Source organism: Streptomyces sp. NPDC029674, assembly GCF_044903205.1.
Classification (GTDB): domain Bacteria; phylum Actinomycetota; class Actinomycetes; order Streptomycetales; family Streptomycetaceae; genus Streptomyces.
On the sequence record NZ_JBJDPY010000012.1, the window covers coordinates 141,993 to 158,478 of the forward strand.

Annotated in this window: 15 protein-coding genes; 4 read left to right on the forward strand and 11 right to left on the reverse strand. The window is 70.0% G+C overall.

Translation table 11 applies throughout. From position 1 onward, the window contains the following. Positions 1 to 6: 6 nt before the first annotated feature. The 3 genes from ACI2L3_RS27235 to ACI2L3_RS27245 are packed head-to-tail and all read right to left on the reverse strand — an operon-like array spanning position 7 to position 3,553. A complete protein-coding gene (locus tag ACI2L3_RS27235) occupies positions 7 to 915 on the reverse strand; it encodes a metal-dependent hydrolase (protein WP_404755015.1) in 909 nt (302 codons plus the stop codon). Next, positions 912 to 2,705, reverse strand: coding sequence for an SDR family oxidoreductase (locus tag ACI2L3_RS27240; protein WP_404755016.1), 1,794 nt, complete (start codon positions 2,703 to 2,705; stop codon positions 912 to 914). Before ACI2L3_RS27240 ends, ACI2L3_RS27235 begins: the two co-directional genes overlap by 4 nt. Next, the gene (locus tag ACI2L3_RS27245) at positions 2,702 to 3,553 is read right to left on the reverse strand and encodes a M24 family metallopeptidase (RefSeq protein WP_404755017.1); all 852 of its coding nucleotides are present in this window, start codon (positions 3,551 to 3,553) and stop codon (positions 2,702 to 2,704) included. The genes ACI2L3_RS27240 and ACI2L3_RS27245 overlap by 4 nt, the downstream gene beginning before the upstream one ends. A gap of 260 nt (positions 3,554 to 3,813) precedes the next feature. Here ACI2L3_RS27245 and ACI2L3_RS27250 point away from each other — a divergent pair, with 260 nt between their 5' ends. The 4 genes from ACI2L3_RS27250 to ACI2L3_RS27265 are packed head-to-tail and all read left to right on the forward strand — an operon-like array spanning position 3,814 to position 7,352. Beyond that, positions 3,814 to 4,806 (forward strand): ABC transporter ATP-binding protein, encoded by a 993-nt coding sequence (locus ACI2L3_RS27250; protein ID WP_404755151.1) that lies wholly within the window; start codon positions 3,814 to 3,816, stop codon positions 4,804 to 4,806. Then, positions 4,796 to 5,713: an ABC transporter permease gene (locus ACI2L3_RS27255; RefSeq protein ID WP_404755018.1), complete on the forward strand. Its 918-nt coding sequence runs from the start codon at positions 4,796 to 4,798 to the stop codon at positions 5,711 to 5,713. The genes ACI2L3_RS27250 and ACI2L3_RS27255 overlap by 11 nt, the downstream gene beginning before the upstream one ends. Further along, positions 5,710 to 6,621, forward strand: coding sequence for an ABC transporter ATP-binding protein (locus ACI2L3_RS27260; protein WP_404755019.1), 912 nt, complete (start codon positions 5,710 to 5,712; stop codon positions 6,619 to 6,621). Before ACI2L3_RS27255 ends, ACI2L3_RS27260 begins: the two co-directional genes overlap by 4 nt. A gap of 11 nt (positions 6,622 to 6,632) precedes the next feature. After that, positions 6,633 to 7,352: an ABC transporter permease gene (locus ACI2L3_RS27265; protein WP_404755020.1), complete on the forward strand. Its 720-nt coding sequence runs from the start codon at positions 6,633 to 6,635 to the stop codon at positions 7,350 to 7,352. Positions 7,353 to 7,381: 29 nt separating this feature from the next. Here the strand turns inward: ACI2L3_RS27265 and ACI2L3_RS27270 are convergent, their stop codons facing one another. From ACI2L3_RS27270 to ACI2L3_RS27305, 8 genes are all read right to left on the reverse strand, one after another. Beyond that, positions 7,382 to 8,206 (reverse strand): HAD family hydrolase, encoded by an 825-nt coding sequence (locus ACI2L3_RS27270; protein ID WP_404755021.1) that lies wholly within the window; start codon positions 8,204 to 8,206, stop codon positions 7,382 to 7,384. After that, positions 8,203 to 9,480 (reverse strand): serine--tRNA ligase, encoded by a 1,278-nt coding sequence (gene serS, locus ACI2L3_RS27275; RefSeq protein WP_404755022.1) that lies wholly within the window; start codon positions 9,478 to 9,480, stop codon positions 8,203 to 8,205. The genes ACI2L3_RS27270 and serS overlap by 4 nt, the downstream gene beginning before the upstream one ends. A 605-nt stretch (positions 9,481 to 10,085) precedes the next feature. Continuing rightward, positions 10,086 to 11,021: a prephenate dehydratase gene (gene pheA / locus ACI2L3_RS27280; RefSeq protein WP_404755023.1), complete on the reverse strand. Its 936-nt coding sequence runs from the start codon at positions 11,019 to 11,021 to the stop codon at positions 10,086 to 10,088. 59 nt (positions 11,022 to 11,080) lie between these two features. Beyond that, complete coding sequence (efeB, locus tag ACI2L3_RS27285) at positions 11,081 to 12,325, reverse strand: iron uptake transporter deferrochelatase/peroxidase subunit (protein WP_404755024.1); 1,245 nt, start codon at positions 12,323 to 12,325, stop codon at positions 11,081 to 11,083. 11 nt (positions 12,326 to 12,336) lie between these two features. Continuing rightward, entirely contained in the window at positions 12,337 to 14,337 is a 2,001-nt protein-coding gene (locus tag ACI2L3_RS27290) for a copper resistance CopC/CopD family protein (protein ID WP_404755025.1), read from the reverse strand. A gap of 14 nt (positions 14,338 to 14,351) precedes the next feature. Next, entirely contained in the window at positions 14,352 to 14,804 is a 453-nt protein-coding gene (locus ACI2L3_RS27295) for a copper chaperone PCu(A)C (protein WP_404755152.1), read from the reverse strand. A gap of 56 nt (positions 14,805 to 14,860) precedes the next feature. Continuing rightward, a complete protein-coding gene (locus ACI2L3_RS27300) occupies positions 14,861 to 15,547 on the reverse strand; it encodes an SCO family protein (RefSeq protein WP_404755026.1) in 687 nt (228 codons plus the stop codon). Between the two features lie 87 nt (positions 15,548 to 15,634). Next, complete coding sequence (locus ACI2L3_RS27305; RefSeq protein WP_404755027.1) at positions 15,635 to 16,357, reverse strand: YcnI family protein; 723 nt, start codon at positions 16,355 to 16,357, stop codon at positions 15,635 to 15,637. Positions 16,358 to 16,486: the final 129 nt, after the last annotated feature.

The window sequence follows — 16,486 nt, forward strand, 5'->3', positions numbered from 1 at the left end:
CACGCCCTAGGCGGTGGCCGACCGGCCGATCGCGCCCGCCGCCGCCCGTGCCGCGGGCGACTGCGCCAGATACTCGACTGCCTTGCGCAACGAGCCTTCCTGCGAGGGATGGTACGACCGCCGCAGGTAGCGGGGTATGGCAGTGCCGATCTCGCGCCAGGTGGGCAGCAGGCCCTTGCGGACCGCCCTGTTGTGCTCGGCGAGTGAGTACCGCACCCGGCCCGCGAGCCGCGGGTCGTGCCGGATCAGATAGGCCGTGCCCCATATCCACAGGTAGAGCATCACAGGGGCCGTGACCGTCATGCCCGCCATCCGGCGGCCGTACCGGGGAAGGCCCCGGCCGCCGCAGTGCTGGAACATGTCGAAGGCGACAGCCCGGTGCTCGACCTCCTCCGCGCCGTGCCAGCGCAGCAGGTCGAGCATCACCTCGTCGGCCCCGGCGCGGTCGAGGCCCTCCGCGTGCAGGACCCAGTTCCCCAGGACCGCCGTGAACTGCTCGATCGCGGCGACGATCGACAGCCGGAAGCGCAGCCACTCCTGCGTCGGCACCGGAACGCCCAACGGAGGCTTCTCACCGAGGAGTTTCTCGAAGAGGAAGTCGACGTACCGGGTGAAGGCGGCGGTGTCGAGGTGCTGCGCCGCCAAGTGGTCGAGCACCTGCGCGTGCTGCACGCTGTGCGTGGCCTCCTGGCCCATGAACCCCTTGACGTCGCTCCGCAGCACCGGGTCGGTGATCAGGGGCAGGCCTTCCTTGAAGACCTTCACGAACCACCGCTCCCCCGCGGGAAGGAGCAGATGCAGGACGTTGATGACGTGGGTGGCCGTCGGCTCGTCCGGTATCCAGTGCAGCGGTGTCGCATCCCAGTCGAACGAGACCCGGCGCGGAACGATCGTGTAGTGCTCCTCCGTGCTCACAACGGCGGTTCCAGCCGGGCGATCGCACGGAGGGCCTTGGGGCTCAAGCGGGACATGAAGCGGGCGCCGCGGGCCTCGGCGGTGACCGGGACCACCGCCTGGTTCTTGACGACGGCGTGCAGGACCGCGTCGGCGACCTTCTCCGGCGGGTAGTTGCGCAGGCCGTACAGCCGGGCGGACCTCTTCTGGCGGCGCTTCTCCTCGTCTGCCCCTACGCCGACGAAACGGGACGTCGACGTGATGTTCGTATTCACGAAGCCCGGGCAGATCGCGGAGACGCCGATGCCCTGGCCCGCGAGCTCCGCGCGCAGGCACTCGCTGAGCATCAGGACCGCCGCCTTGGACGTGCTGTAGGCGGGCAGGGCCCGGGAGGGCTGGTACGCCGCCGCGGAGGAGGTGTTGACGATGTGGCCGCCCTGGCCGCGCTCGGCCATCTGCTTGCCGAAGAGCCGACAGCCGTGGATGACACCCCACAGATTGACGTCGAGGACCTTCTTCCAGTCCTCGCTGGTGGTGTCCAGGAAGGAGCCGGCGAGGCCTATACCGGCGTTGTTCACCAGGACGTCCACCACGCCGTACTCCGTGGCGACCCGCTCGGCGAGCTTCTCCATGGACTGCTCGTCGGAGACGTCGACCGTCTCGCCCCAGGCGTCCGGGGCGCCTATCAGGCGGGACATCTCCGCCGTGCGGGCCGCGCTCTCCGCGTCCCGGTCGACGGCCACCACGCGCGCGCCCGCCTCGGCGAACGCGAAGGCGGTGGCCCGCCCTATGCCGCTGCCCGCGCCGGTGACCAGGACGAGCCGGCCGCCGAACCGGTCGGCGTACTTTCCGGTGGCGGCGCTGCCCCTGGCGGGCAGGCCGTCCTCGTTCGCCGTGACGAACTCGCTGATCCAGGCCGACAGTTGGTCGGGCCGGGTGCGGGGGATCCAGTGCTTGGCCGACAGGGTGTGGCGGACCAGCTGCGGGGCCCACAGCTCCAGGTCGTCGTAGAGCCGCTCGGAGAGGAAGGCGTCCTCGGAGGGCGTGATGAGCTGCACGGGCGCGTGCGCGTACGCGTCGGGGCGGGGCCTGCGCAGCCTCGCGCGGATGTTGTCGCGGTAAAGCCAGGCGCCGTGCGCTGCGTCCTGGGGCAGCGACGACGTCGGATAGTCGCCCGCCGGGATCTTCTCGACGCGCTGGAGGATCTTCGGCCACTGCTTGCCGAGCGGGCCGCGCCAGGCGAGCTCGGGGAGCGCGGGGGTGTGCAGCATGTACACGTACCAGGACTTGGCGCCCTGGCCGAGCAGCTGGCCGACCTTGCGGGGTGTGGGCCTGGACATGCGGTTCTTGATCCAGTGGCCGAAGTGGTCGAGCGACGGGCCCGACATCGACGTGAAGGACGCGATGCGGCCCTCCGTCCGCTTGACCGTGACGAACTCCCAGGACTGGACGGAGCCCCAGTCGTGCCCGACCACGTGCACCGGCTTGTCCGGGCTGACCGCGTCGATGACCGCCACGAAGTCGTCGGTCAGCTTCTCCAGGGTGAAACCGCCGCGCAGCGGCCGCGGCGCGGTCGACCTGCCGTGTCCCCGGACGTCGTACAGCACGACGTGAAAGCGGTCCGCGAGGCGCTCGGCGACCTCGGACCACACCTCCTTGGAGTCCGGATAGCCGTGCACCAGCAGGACCGTGGGCCGGTCGGGGTCGCCGAGCTCGGCGACGCACAGCTCCACTCCGCCCGTGCGCACCCAGCGCTCGCGCGCGTCCCGCAGGCTCTTGCCGGTGCCCTTGGCGATGTCTCCGGTCGTCATGCGGCGGCCCTCTCCTCAGCCCAGCGCCGCACATGCGGCAGGTCGTCGTCCAGCCAGAACGCGCTCTGCTCGGGGTCCTTGGAGTCGGTGACGACCAGGATCTCCTCGAACTTCGCGCCCGTACCCCTGAAACCGAGGTGCGGTTCGACCGCCCAGAGCCCCTTCCGGGGCGGGTGGTCGGAGAATTTGTAGGGGGACCACAGGGGAGACCAGCCGTCCCGGTGGCCGCGCAGGGCGTCGCTCGCCAGGCCCTTCAGCGCCTGCGTGCCGAACCCGAAGACGTGCGGGGACAGCCGGCGCTCCTTGACCCGGTCGACCTTGTGCGCGATGACGCCGAAGGGATAGGCGCGATGGCGGTTGGCATAGCCCTGGCGGACCATGAGCCGATCCACGCTCTCGTAGATCTCCCGCAGCGGGCGGCGCTCGCGCACCTCGCGCAGGATCAGCTCGCGGTGCGCCTCCAGATCGGCGAGGAGCTTGTCGTGCACGGGGTTGAGACCGAGGCAGCCCGAATAGCCGATGTCGGCCGTGAACCCCTTGTACACGGGAGCCATGTCGAGGATGAAGGGCATCCCCGGCTCCAGCCTGCGGTTGGAGGGGAAGAACTGCAGCGGCACCCGGAAGTTCACGAACGCCGTGCGGTCCCCGAACCAGGCGAACGGCAGGTGGAACCAGTCCCGCACACCCCGCTCACGCAGCCACTCGCGCTGCATCCGCGCGGCCTCGCGCTCCGTCACACCCGGCTTCAGCTGTGCCGCGACCGCCTCCGCGCACGCATACGCGAGGGTCTGCACTTCTCTGAACCCCCGCAGTTCCGCGGAGAGTTCACCTGCCACCGCTGAGGTCATGCCACCGTCCGTCCCGAGTCCGGTCCATCCGTGTCCGGTCCATCGCCGTACGCGGTCGTAACTTGACACTGATGAATGTGACAATGCCCGGCGGCTACGTCAATAGTTCTGCCCGACCCTCCGGGACAGGTCCGGAAGAACCCCCAGGGGTCGACTTCCGGACGACCCTTACGGGCCCGTAATACTCCAGAGTGAGGGCAGGGCAAGCCCGTGGTCTGACGCGGCGGTGTGGTCTGCGCCACTACCGTCGAAACGTGACTGTGATCGCGACCGAAAGCCTGAGCAAGCGGTTCCCGAGGGTGACCGCGCTTGACCGGCTCTCCATGGACATCGGGCCCGGTGTGACCGGACTCGTCGGAGCCAATGGAGCCGGCAAGTCCACACTGATCAAGATCCTGCTGGGTCTGTCCCCCGCCACGGAGGGCCGGGCCGCCGTGCTCGGCCTCGACGTCGCCACCCGGGGCGGTGAGATCCGCGAGCGCGTCGGGTACATGCCGGAGCACGACTGTCTGCCGCCCGACGTCTCGGCCACCGAGTTCGTCGTCCACATGGCGCGCACGTCGGGTCTCCCGCCCACCGCGGCCCGCGAGCGCACCGCGGACACCCTGCGCCACGTCGGGCTCTACGAAGAGCGGTACCGCCCCATGGGCGGCTACTCGACCGGCATGAAGCAGCGCGTGAAGCTCGCCCAGGCCCTCGTCCACGACCCGGACCTGGTCTTCCTGGACGAGCCGACGAACGGCCTCGACCCGGTCGGACGCGACGAGATGCTCGCCCTGATCCGCCGCGTCCACACCGACTTCGGCATCTCGGTCCTGGTGACGTCGCACCTGCTCGGCGAGTTGGAGCGCACCTGCGACCACGTCGTCGTCATCGACGGCGGCAAGCTCCTGCGGTCCAGCTCCACCACCGACTTCACCCAGACCACCACGACACTCGCCGTTGAGGTCACGGACTCCGACCAGCACCCCGACGGCACCCGGGCGTTGCGCGACGCGCTGCGGGCCCGCGACATAGCCACCGAGGCCGGCGGCGAACTGCCCGGCGCGGGACACACGATCCTGCTCACCGCGGAGGGCGAGGAGACGTACGACGTCGTGCGCGACCTCGTCGCCGACCTCGGCCTCGGCCTGGTCCGGATGGAGCAGCGCAGGCACCACATCGCGGAGGTCTTCAAGGACCAGGACGCGTCCCGGCCGGAGCCCGTCACCGCGGCCGCACAGCAGACAGGAGGCCGGCGCGATGAGCACTGAGTCCACCCGCGTCCCCGATCCCGCCCGGACCCCCGAGTCCACCCGGATCCACGACATCGGCTACCGGAACTACGACGGCCCGCGCCTCGGCCGTGCCTACGCCCGCCGCTCGCTCTTCTCCCAGAGCCTGCGCGGCGCGTACGGCCTCGGACGCTCCGCCAAGTCCAAGGTCCTGCCGATGATCCTCTTCGCGGTGATGTGCCTGCCCGCGGCGATCATGGTGGCGGTCGCCGTGGCCACCAAGGCCAAGGACCTCCCCCTCGACTACACGCGCTACGCGATCGTGCTGCAGGCCGTCATCAGCCTCTTCCTGGCCGCCCAGGCCCCGCAGACCGTGTCCCGGGACCTGCGCTTCAAGACCGTGCCGCTCTACTTCTCACGGCCCATCGAGCGCGGGGACTACGTAGTGGCGAAGTTCGCCGCTATGACCTCGGCCCTCTTCGTCCTCACGGCGGCCCCCCTCCTCGTGCTCTACGTAGGGGCGCTGCTCGCCAAGCTCGACTTCGCCGACCAGACCGAGGGATTCGCCCAGGGGCTCGTCTCCCTGGCGCTGCTCTCCCTGCTCTTCTCCGGCATCGCGCTCGTCATCTCGGCGATCACACCCCGCCGCGGCTTCGGCATCGCCGCCGTCATCGCCGTCCTGACCATCACCTACGGAGCGGTCTCCACCGTCCAGGCGATCGCCCACGAACAGGGCAGCACCGACGCCATCGCCTGGCTCGGGCTCTTCTCGCCGATCACGCTCATCGACGGCGTCCAGACCGCCTTCCTCGGCGCGACGTCCTCCTTCCCCGGAGGGAATGGCCCCTCGTCCGGCGTCGGCGTCGTCTACGTAGTCGTCGTCCTCGGCCTCATCGCGGGCTGCTACGGCGCCCTGATGCGCCGCTACCGAAAGGTCGGGCTGTGAGCACGATCAACATCGACCACACCTCCCGCTGGTTCGGGAACGTGGTGGCGGTCAACGACATCACCATGAACATCGGCCCGGGAGTCACGGGGCTCCTCGGTCCGAACGGCGCGGGCAAGTCGACCCTCATCAACATGATGGGCGGCTTCCTCGCCCCCTCCACCGGCAGCGTCACCCTCGACGCCAAGCCGATCTGGCGCAACGAAGAGATCTACCGGGACATCGGCATCGTCCCCGAGCGTGAGGCCATGTACGACTTCCTCACGGGCCGCGAATTCGTCGTCGCCAACGCCGAACTGCACGGCCTGGACGAGCGGGCCGCGAAGAAGGCGCTGGCCACGGTCGAGATGGAGTACGCGCAGGACCGGAAGATCTCCACGTACTCCAAGGGCATGCGCCAGCGCGTGAAGATGGCCTCGGCCCTCGTCCACGACCCGGCCGTGCTGCTGCTCGACGAGCCGTTCAACGGCATGGACCCGCGCCAGCGCATGCAGCTGATGGAGCTCCTGCGGACCATGGGGGACCAGGGCCGCACGGTCCTGTTCTCCTCGCACATCCTCGAAGAGGTCGAGCAACTGGCCTCGCACATCGAGGTGATCGTCGCCGGACGGCACGCGGCGAGCGGCGACTTCCGCAGGATCCGCCGCCTGATGACCGACCGGCCCCACCGCTATCTGATCCGTTCCAGCGACGACCGTGCGCTGGCCGCCGCGCTGATCGCCGACCCCTCGACGGCCGGCATCGAAGTCGACCTCAAGGAGGGCGCGTTGCGCGTTCAGGCGGTCGACTTCGGCCGGTTCACGACGCTGCTGCCCCGGGTCGCCCGCGAGCACGGCATCCGGCTCCTGACGGTCTCGCCCTCGGACGAGTCCCTCGAGTCGGTCTTCTCCTACCTCGTCGCGGCCTGAAGGGAGCCATCGTGTACAACCCCACAGTCGCCCGGCTCACCTACCGGGCCCTGCTCGGCCGCCGCCGGGCCCTGATCCTCTTCGCCCTGCCCGTCCTGCTGATCGTCATCTCCGCGGCCGTACGCGGCTTCAGCGGCGCCGACGACCAGGTGGCCGTCGACGTCCTGGGCGGCTTCGCGCTCGCCACGATGGTGCCGATCATCGGTGTCATCGCGGGCACGGGCGCCATCGGCCCGGAGATCGACGACGGATCGGTCGTCTATCTGCTGTCCAAACCGGTCAAGCGCCCCACGATCATCTTCACCAAGCTGATCGTCGCCATCGCCGTGACCATGGCCTTCTCCGCGATCCCCACCTTCATCTCGGGGATGATCCTGAACGGCAACGGCCAGCAGATCGCCATCGCCTACACCATCGCGGCGCTGGTCGCCTCCATCACGTACGCGGCGATCTTCCTGCTGCTCGGCACCCTCACCCGGCACGCCGTGGTCTTCGGCCTCGTCTACGCCCTGGTGTGGGAGGCCCTCTTCGGATCGCTGGTCTCCGGGGCCCGCACGCTCAGCGTGCAGCAGTGGTCCCTCGCCGTGGCCCAGAAGGTCGGCGAGGGCGACCTGATCACCTCGGACGTCGGGCTGCCCGCCGCGACGGTCCTGCTGGTCGTGGTCACCGCGCTCGCCACCTGGTACGCGGGACAGAAGCTCAGGTCGCTGACGCTGGCCGGGGAGGAGTAGGCACCGCGCCCCGGGGTCACACCCCGGGGTCAGCCGAGGAGGCGCTCCAGCACCACCGCGATGCCGTCCGCCTCGTTCGACGTCGTCACCTCGTCCGCCACCGCCTTGAGCTCGTCATGGGCGTTGGCCATGGCCACCCCGTGGGCGGACCAGGCGAACATCGGGATGTCGTTGGGCATGTCGCCGAAGGCGATCGTGTCCACGGCCTTCGCGCCCAGCCGGCGGGCCGCCAGGGAGAGGCCGGTGGCCTTGGAGAGACCGAGGGGCAGCAGTTCGACGATGCCCTCGCCCGCCATGGTCACGCCCACCAGGTCCCCCGCCGTCTTCCGGGCCACCTCCGTCAGCGCGTCGTCGCTCAGGCCGGGATGCTGGATGTAGAGCTTGTTCAGCGGGGCCGCCCACAGGTCGGTGACGTCCGTGAAGGGGACGGCCGGGAGCGGGCCGTCCTGGACGACGTACCCCGGACCGACCAGGACCTCGCCGTCGATGCCGTCACGGCTCGCCGCGACGGCCAGCGGCCCGATCTCCGCCTCGATCTTGGCGAGCGCCAGACCCGCGAGCTGCCGGTCGAGCGTCACCGAGGTGAGCAGCCGGTGCTCTCCCGCGTGGTAGACCTGCGCGCCCTGGCCGCACACCGCGAGACCGTCGTAGCCGAGGTCGTCGAGGATGTGGCGGGTCCAGGGCACCGCACGGCCGGTGACGATGATGTGCGCGGCGCCTGCCGCGGTGGCCGCGGTGAGCGCCTGGCGCGTCCGCTCCGAAACCGTGTCGTCGGGGCGCAGCAGCGTCCCGTCGAGGTCGGTCGCGACCAGCTTGTACGGGAAGGCGGGCGTAACCGGGGCAGGATGGCTCACTTGGCGACGGGCTCCAGGATCTCTCGTCCCCCGAGGTACGGGCGGAGCATCTCGGGTACCACCACGGAACCGTCGGCCTGCTGGTGGTTCTCCAGGAGGGCCACGATCGTGCGCGGGACGGCGCACAACGTGCCGTTCAGCGTCGCGAGCGGCTGGATCTTCTTGCCGTCACGCATGCGCACCGACAGGCGGCGGGCCTGGAAGCCGTCGCAGTTCGAGGCGGAGGTCAGCTCGCGGTACTTGCCCTGGGTGGGGATCCAGGCCTCGCAGTCGAACTTGCGCGAGGCCGAGGCACCGAGGTCGCCCGTCGCCACGTCGATCACCTGGAAGGGCAGGCCGAGGCCGGTCAGCCACTGCTTCTCCCACTCCAGGAGACGCTTGTGCTCGTTCTCCGCGTCGTCCGGGTCGACGTACGAGAACATCTCGACCTTGTCGAACTGGTGGACGCGGAAGATGCCGCGGGTGTCCTTGCCGTACGTGCCGGCCTCGCGGCGGAAGCAGGGCGAGAAGCCCGCGTACCGCAGGGGCAGCTTGTCGGCGTCGATGATCTCGTCCATGTGGTACCCGGCGAGCGCGACCTCGGAGGTGCCGACCAGGTAGTAGTCGTCCTTCTCCAGGTGGTACACGTTCTCCGCGGCCTGGCCGAGGAAGCCGGTGCCCTCCATGGCGCGCGGGCGGACCAGGGCGGGCGTCAGCATCGGGATGAACCCGGCCTCGGTGGCCTGCGCGATCGCGGCGTTCACCAGGGCGAGCTCCAGCAGGGCGCCGACACCGGTGAGGTAGTAGAAGCGCGAGCCGGAGACCTTCGCGCCGCGCTCGACGTCGATGGCGCCGAGCGCCTCGCCGAGCTCCAGGTGGTCCTTCGGCTCGAAGCCCTCGGCCGCGAAGTCGCGGGGGGTGCCGATCGTGTCGAGGACGACGAAGTCCTCCTCGCCGCCGACCGGGACGTCCGGGTGGACGAGGTTGCCCAGCTGCCGCAGGAGGTGCTTGGTCTCCTCGTCGGCCTCGTCCTGGGCGGCGTCGGCGGCCTTGACAGCGGCGGAGAGCTCGCCCGCCTTCTTCAGCAGCTCCTGCTTCTCCTCGGGCGCGGCCTTGGGGATCAGCTTGCCGAGCGCCTTCTGCTCGGAGCGGAGCTCGTCGAAGCGGAGGCCGGACGACCTGCGACGCTCGTCGGCGGAGAGCAGGGCGTCGACGAGCGCGACGTCCTCTCCACGGGCGCGCTGGGAGGCGCGAACACGGTCGGGGTCCTCACGGAGCAGGCGAAGGTCAATCACCCCTCAAGGCTACCGTTGCGTGCTTCCGGCCAACGACTCCATATTCCATTGTGTACGTTATGCCCGGTTTGCCGGAATGTGAATTACTGGCTCGGAGCGGCCGGAAAAGCTCCGTCCGAGCGCAACGGCTCCCGGTCAATAAAAAGGGCACTATTCCCCGAAAGGGGGCAGAGTGTGTCCGCGCCCTTGACCCGACCTCCTTGCGTGAAGGGGGACTTGGGCCTTCCGTCCACCCTGGTTGTCCACAGGAACCAGCGCCTCCGGGTGGTTATCCACAGGGTGTGCGAAAGATCTGTGGATGTCGGAACGGGCCGTTTCGAAAGCCCCTCACGCGTCCGGGGAATCCCTTCCCAAACCACCCGCACACCCTCTTTCGAGTGGAAATACCTCGCTCCAAAGAGTTGATCAATAGAAAAGAGTGGACGAGGGGTGACGTGTGCCTCTGTGGACGGACTTGGGGGCTGTGGGCCGATTTGTCGACCATGTCGTGCTTCGTTGTCGACTTGTCCCCAGGTCGAGACCCAACCCTGTGGATAACTTCTGTGGACAACGTAAATCTGCAGGTAGGACCGCGCGGGCAGAGCGCCCCGAACCACAGGGGGCGGCTAGAAACGGCCGTCCTGGCAGTGCGCCAGCCAGTCCGACGCCGCGATGAACTCGCTGTCCGTCGTGCCGGGCCGCAGCGCCCGGACGTCCTCCGTCGACACCCCGGCACGCGGATACGAGCCGAGGAAGCGCACCTGCGGGCAGATCCGCTTGAGCCCCATCAGTGCCTCGCCGACCCGGCGGTCCGTGATGTGCCCCTCGGCGTCCACGGAGAAGCAGTAGTTGCCGATGCCCTGGCCCGTCGGGCGGGACTCGATGCGCATCAGGTTGACGCCGCGCACGGCGAACTCCTGGAGGAGTTCGAGCAGGGCGCCGGGGTGGTCGTCACCCAGCCAGATGACGACGGACGTCTTGTCGGCCCCCGTCGGCGCCGCGGGCCGGGCCGGACGGCCGACAAGGACGAAGCGGGTCTCCGCGTTCGCCGCGTCGTGGATCTCGCTGACCAGCGGTTCGAGGCCGTACGTCGCCGCCGCGAACTCGCCCGCGAAGGCCGCGTCGAAACGGCCTTCCTGCACAAGCCGGGCACCGTCCGCGTTCGACGCCGCCGACTCCCACACGGCGTCCGGCAGGTGCGCGGACAGCCAGTTGCGGACCTGCGGCTGGGCCACGGGATGGCCCGTCACGGTCTTGACGTCCGTGAGCTTCGTGCCGGGGCGGACGAGCAGCGCGAAGGCGATCGGCAGGACGACCTCGCGGTAGATCATCAGCGGCTCGCCCTTGGCGAGCTCGTCGACGGTGGTGGTGACGCCGCCCTCGACGGAGTTCTCGATCGGCACCAGCGCGGCCGCCGCCTCGCCGCCGCGGACCGCGTCCAGCGCGGCCGGCACGGAGACCATCGGGACGAGCTCCCGGGCGGCCGCCTCGGGCAGCGTGCGGAGAGCCGCCTCGGTGAAGGTGCCTTCGGGGCCAAGGTACGTATAGCGCGTCGCCGACATACCGTCACCCTAATGGGCCCGACGTGGCGCGGCTCACGTGTCTCACGAAGCGACCCGTGTCACCCCTCCAGCAGCCCCTGCCCCACGTACTCGCCCTTCGCCGCCCCGCCCGGCACCGCGTAGAGGCCGCTCGCCTCGTGCCGGATGAACCGGGACAGGGCGTCGCCCCGGTCGAGCTTGCGCTGCACCGGGATGAAGCCGCGCATCGGGTCGGCCTGCCAGCAGACGAAGAGCAGCCCCGCGTCGGGCTCGCCCTTGGCGTCGAAGCCGTCGTGGTACGAGAAGGGGCGGCGCAGCATCGCGGCGCCGCCGTTCTGGTCGGGGCGGGTGATGCGGGCGTGGGCGTCGAGCGGGATGACGACCTTGCCGTCCGGGCCCGTCCTGTCGAGCTTCGGCTCGGTCGTCTCGGTGCCGCCGGTGAGCGGGGAGCCGTCCGACTTGTGCCGGCCGATCACCGCCTCCTGCTCCTTCAGGGCGAGCTTCTCCCAGTCGTCGAGGAGCATCCGGATGCGGCGTACGACTACGTAGGAGCCGCCCGCCATCCAGGAAGGGTCGCCGTCGCCCGGCACGAAGATCCGTTCGTCGAAGTCTTTCTCCGTCGGCTTGGGGTTGTTCGTGCCGTCGACCTGACCCATCAGGTTGCGGGTCGTCATGGGCCGCGCCGTGGCGCCCGGCGAGCGGTTGAAGCCGTTCATCTGCCAGCGCACGCGCGCGGTCCCGGCCGCCTCCTTCTGGATCGCACGCAGCGCGTGGAAGGCGACGAGTGAGTCGTTGGCGCCGATCTGCACCCACAGGTCGCCGTTGCCGCGCGCCTTGTCGAGGTGGTCCGAGGAGAAGTCGGGGAGCGGGTCCAGGGCGCTCGGGCGCCGCTTCTCCAGGCCCGTGCGGGAGAAGAAGGAGGCGCCGAAGCCGAACGTGACGGACAGCGAGGACGGGCCCGCGTCCCGGGCGACCGCCGTGTCCGCGTCGCCGGCCGGCTCGCCCGCCATCAGCCGCTCGGCCGTCGCCGACCAGCGGCGCAGCAGAGCAGCCGCCTCCTTGCGGCCCGCGCCCGCCGCCAGGTCGAAGGCGATCAGGTGGCCGTGGGACTGCAGGGGTGTGGTGATGCCGGGCTGATGTTTCCCGTGAAACATCACCTGTTCGGCGCCCAGGGAAGCGAGCTCCGTCCGCGACGCGCCGGCGGAGTCCGCCGCGGCGCCCGGGGCCGCCGCGTATCCGACGGCGCCGCCCGCCGCGCCGAGCGCGAGGCCCGTCGCGCCGGCGGTGCCGAGCAGCCGCCGCCTGGAAATCCCGTTGTCCGCCATGGTTGTTCCACTCAGCCGATCTGCGCGTTCTTCTTCACGGTGACCTGGTCGATGTCGGAGGTCCGCACCGTCACCGCGATCTTCCACTTGCCTGCCATCGGGATCTGCACGCCGGTCGCGGTCCAGTGTCCGGTGGCGATGCGGTCCGGGGCGACGGGCAGCGGGCCTACGTCCTTCGACTCGAGGGTGAAGGACACCTTCACCTCGGGGACGTCGAAGGCGCTGCCGTTGGGCCGCTTCGCATACAGGTGCAGGGTGTTGCTGCCGCTGCGGCCCGGGTCGAGGTCCAGCTGCACGGTGCCCTTGCCGTCGGCGCTGCCCGTGTCGAAGGGCACCTTGAGCTTGAGCGGGCCCGAGCGCTGTGCCGCTGCCGCGGAGGTGGCGTTGGCGGCCTCCTCCTCCGTGCGGCCGGGCTCGGTGGTGGTGAGGATCGTCGTCACGGCCAGCAGGACGACGGCGATACCGGTCTCGGTCAGCACCGAACGGCGCAGACCCGAGCGGTGCGGGTCGGCGTCGCGGACGCGCTTCTCGCGGGCGCTGTCCATGGCGGCCCGCTGGCGCGCCAGCTGGGCGGAGCGCTTGGGGTCGTCGGCCGCGTCAGCGGAGGACCCGGAGGAGGCCGGTACCGTGACCGGCTCCTTCTGAATGGCCTTCGCCGACTGCTTGGAAGACTGCTTCACCGACTGCTTCGAAGACTGCTTCGCGCGCTGCTCGACGACCACGGCGGCCGCGCTCTCCGGAGCCATGCCACCCGCCTCGGCGGCGATCCGCCCGGTCCACCGCCGCGAGACGGAGGCGACGCCCACCAGGACGACGACCAGGCCGATCTTGACGAGGAGCAGCTGCCCGTACGACGTGCCGGTCAGCGCCGACCACGAGCCGACCTGCCGCCACGACTGGTAGGTGCCGGTCGCCGCCAGCACGACGACGCTGGTGAACGCCACGGTCGAGAACCGCCGCACGGCCGACGCGTCCACCGCGGACGTCCGGAAGAGCGCGACGAGCAGCGTCGCGAGTCCGCCCAGCCAGGCGGCGACGGCCAGCAGGTGCAGCACGTCGACGGGCATCGCGATGCCCGCCTGGATGCCGGTCGAGGCGTGCTCGGCCATCGCCCAGGTCGCCGCGATGCCGATGGCGACGACGGTGCCGCCGATGGCGAGCCCGAAGGTGAGGTCCTTCTTCTCCTTCGGGTCCTCGCGCTTCTCGTACGCGCCGAAGAGGACCGCGACGAACAGCGCGGCGGCGGCCAGGAGCAGCAGCCGGGAGACCAGGGCGGCGCCCGTCTTGGTGTTGAGGACGTCGCCGAGCTTGCCCATGTCGAAGGCGTCGGCGAGCTTTCCGGAGCCGGTGTAGGGGGCGCGCAGGAGCAGCAGGAGGAGGGTGGAGGCGGCGAGCGAGACCCAGCCGGCCGTCACGATCCGCTGCACGGGCTGCACTCCGGCACCCCGCGGCCAGCAGCCCAGGACGAAGGCGGCGCCGCCGACGAGCAGGATGAACCCGGCGTACGAGAAGTAGCGCGCGATGTCGTAGAGCAGCCCCACCAGGCCGCCGCCGGCCTCCTGGTCGGGCAGCGTGACCTTGGTGTCGGAGGGCGCGCCGATGGAGAAGGTGAAGGCGCCGGCGACGGGGTGGCTGTCGGCGGAGACCACTTGGTAGGCGACGGTGAAAGTGCCGTCGGGCAGGCCCGGGCGCAGCTTCACGCCGTACGTGTTGCCGCCCAGGTCCGACGTCTTCCCGGCGTCGGCCCGCTTGCCGGACGGGTCGAGCACCCGCACGGAGCCGTCCGACATGGCGACCTTCTCCGAGAAGGTGAGCTCGACCTGCTCGGGGGCCTTGTCGACCACCGCTCCCTGCTTCGGGTCGCTGCTGGTCAGCGCGGCGTGCGCGGACGCGGGCGCGGCACCGGCGAGGAAGACGCCGGTCGCGGCGAGAAGCACCAGAAGGAGCCGCCAGAGGCGGGGAGCTGTACCGGCCCCGGAGACGATCCCGGAGCGGGGAGCGATGGTCTGCATCAACGATCCGTCCCTCAGTGCGACTTGTGCTGCTTGGGGCTGTACGTCGCTTCCTTGACCGGAACCTCGACGGTGATCGGGTCCGACTTCTGGAAGTGCAGGGTCATGGCGATCTTCTCGCCCTGCTTCGGCTTGCGCTTGAGCTTCTCGAGCATGAGGTGGTTGCCGCCGCTCGCGAAGGTGAGCTCGCCGTTCGCGGGCACGTCGAAGGACTTCTCCTCCTTCATCGCGCCGTCCTTGGTGCTGTGCAGCGTGACGGAGCCGGCGATGTCGCTGGTGGCGGAGGTGAGCTTGTCGGCGCTGCCCTTGTTGGTCAGCGTGAAGAAGCCGGCCGCCATGTCGTCCATGGTGGGCTCGGGGACGTAGGCCCCGCTGACCTTCAGCTCGGGCTTCTTCGCGGCGTCCCCGGAACCGGAGCCCGAGTCGTCGGAGCAGCCCGCGAGGGCGAGCGCGGCGGTCAGTGCCATGGCCCCGGCGGCGAGGGCGCGGTGCTGGGTGGTGCGGTGCTGGGTGGTGCGGTGGTTCACGGGTTCTGCCCCTCGAGGATCTTGGGGAGGTCCTTGGTGTAGTCGGCCGCGGTGGCCTTGTCGCTGTACAGGACGTATCCCGCGTCGGTCTTCGGGGAGAACGCGAAGACCTGCGTGCCGTGCATCGAGACGATCTTGCCCTTCTTGTCCTTCTTGGACGGCTCGACGTTGATGGCGAGCTGGCGGGCCCCGGCCTGGATGGTGTCGAAGTCACCCGTGAGGCCGACGAATTCGGCGTCCACTCCCTTGAGCCACTTGCCGAGCTCGGCGGGGGTGTCGCGGTCGGGGTCGGTGGTCACGAAGACGACCTTGAGCTTGTCCTGATCGGCCTTGGGCAGAGCCTTCTTGGCGACCGCGATGTTGTTCATTGTCAGCGGGCAGACGTCCGGACAGTGGGTGTAGCCGAAGTAGAGCAGCGTCGGCTTGCCCTTGGTCTCCTCGCGCAGGTCGTACTTCTTGCCGTGCGTGTCGGTGAGGACGAGGTTCGGCTTCTCGTACGGCTTGTCCAGGACCGTGGCGGCCTTGCCCGAGTCGCTCTCCACGGAGACCTCGGCGACCGGCTTCTTGTTGTCGTCACCGCCGCCGCAGGCGGTCAGGGTGAGGGCGGCCACGGCCAGCAGGGCAGCGGCGGCGACCTTCTTGTCGGTGCTCTTCGCGTAGCTCTTGGAGCTCTTGGTGCGCATACGAAAATGTCCCAGATGTGAGGGGGCCGGGGTGCGCCGGGGCGGCTGTGCGCCGCGGCGCACCCCGAGGGTGGCTCGGCCGGCGGCTCAGCCGGTGACGCGACGGCGGCCCGCGAGCACGCCGAACGCGACACCCGCCGCGCCGACGACGATGCCGACGATGCCGAGGACGCGGGCGGTGGTGTCGCTGCTGTCGGAGTCGGACGACGCGCTCTCCGTCTTGTGCGACTTGTCGTCCGCCTTCGCGGTGTCGGCCGCGCCGCCGTGGCCGTCGGTGGCGGCGGTCAGCGGGAGGGCGGGCGCCGGGTGCTCCGGCTCCTCCTGGCCCTTCTGCTGCGGCTCGATCCAGCGCACGACTTCCTTGTTGTCGTACGTCTGGACCGCCTTGAAGACGAGTTCGTCGGCGTCCTCGGGCAGCTGGCCCATGGAGACCGGGAACTTCTGGAAGGTGCCCGGCTGGATGCCCTTGCCGTCGGCGGTCCAGGTGACCTTGGAGACGGCCTCGTCGATCTTCTTGCCGTGGATCTCCAGCGGCTTGTCGAGCTTCGACTTGGTGACCTTCGCGGTCCAGCCCGGGACGGGCTGCGTCATCACGGAGGCGAGCGGGTGGTCGGCCGGGAAGGAGACCTCGAGCTTGTTGGTCGAGGCGTCGTCCATCTCGTTCGGCACCTTGAAGTTGACCGTGGCGTACCCGCCCTTGGCGGCCTGGCCCTCCGGCGAGACGCTGACGTGCGCGAACGCGGGCACCGAGAGGACGAGCACGGCGGAGGCGGCGACGGTGCCGACGGCGGCGATACGGGACAGCTTCATGACAGGAACACTCCACTTTCGTCAGTGGTGATCAGTACGAGGGGTGAGCGCGGCCGCGTCGGGCACGCGCGCGTGCGCGCCGAGCGACCCCTCCGTACGGCGTCAGGAGTGTTCTCCGTACTGCGGTGT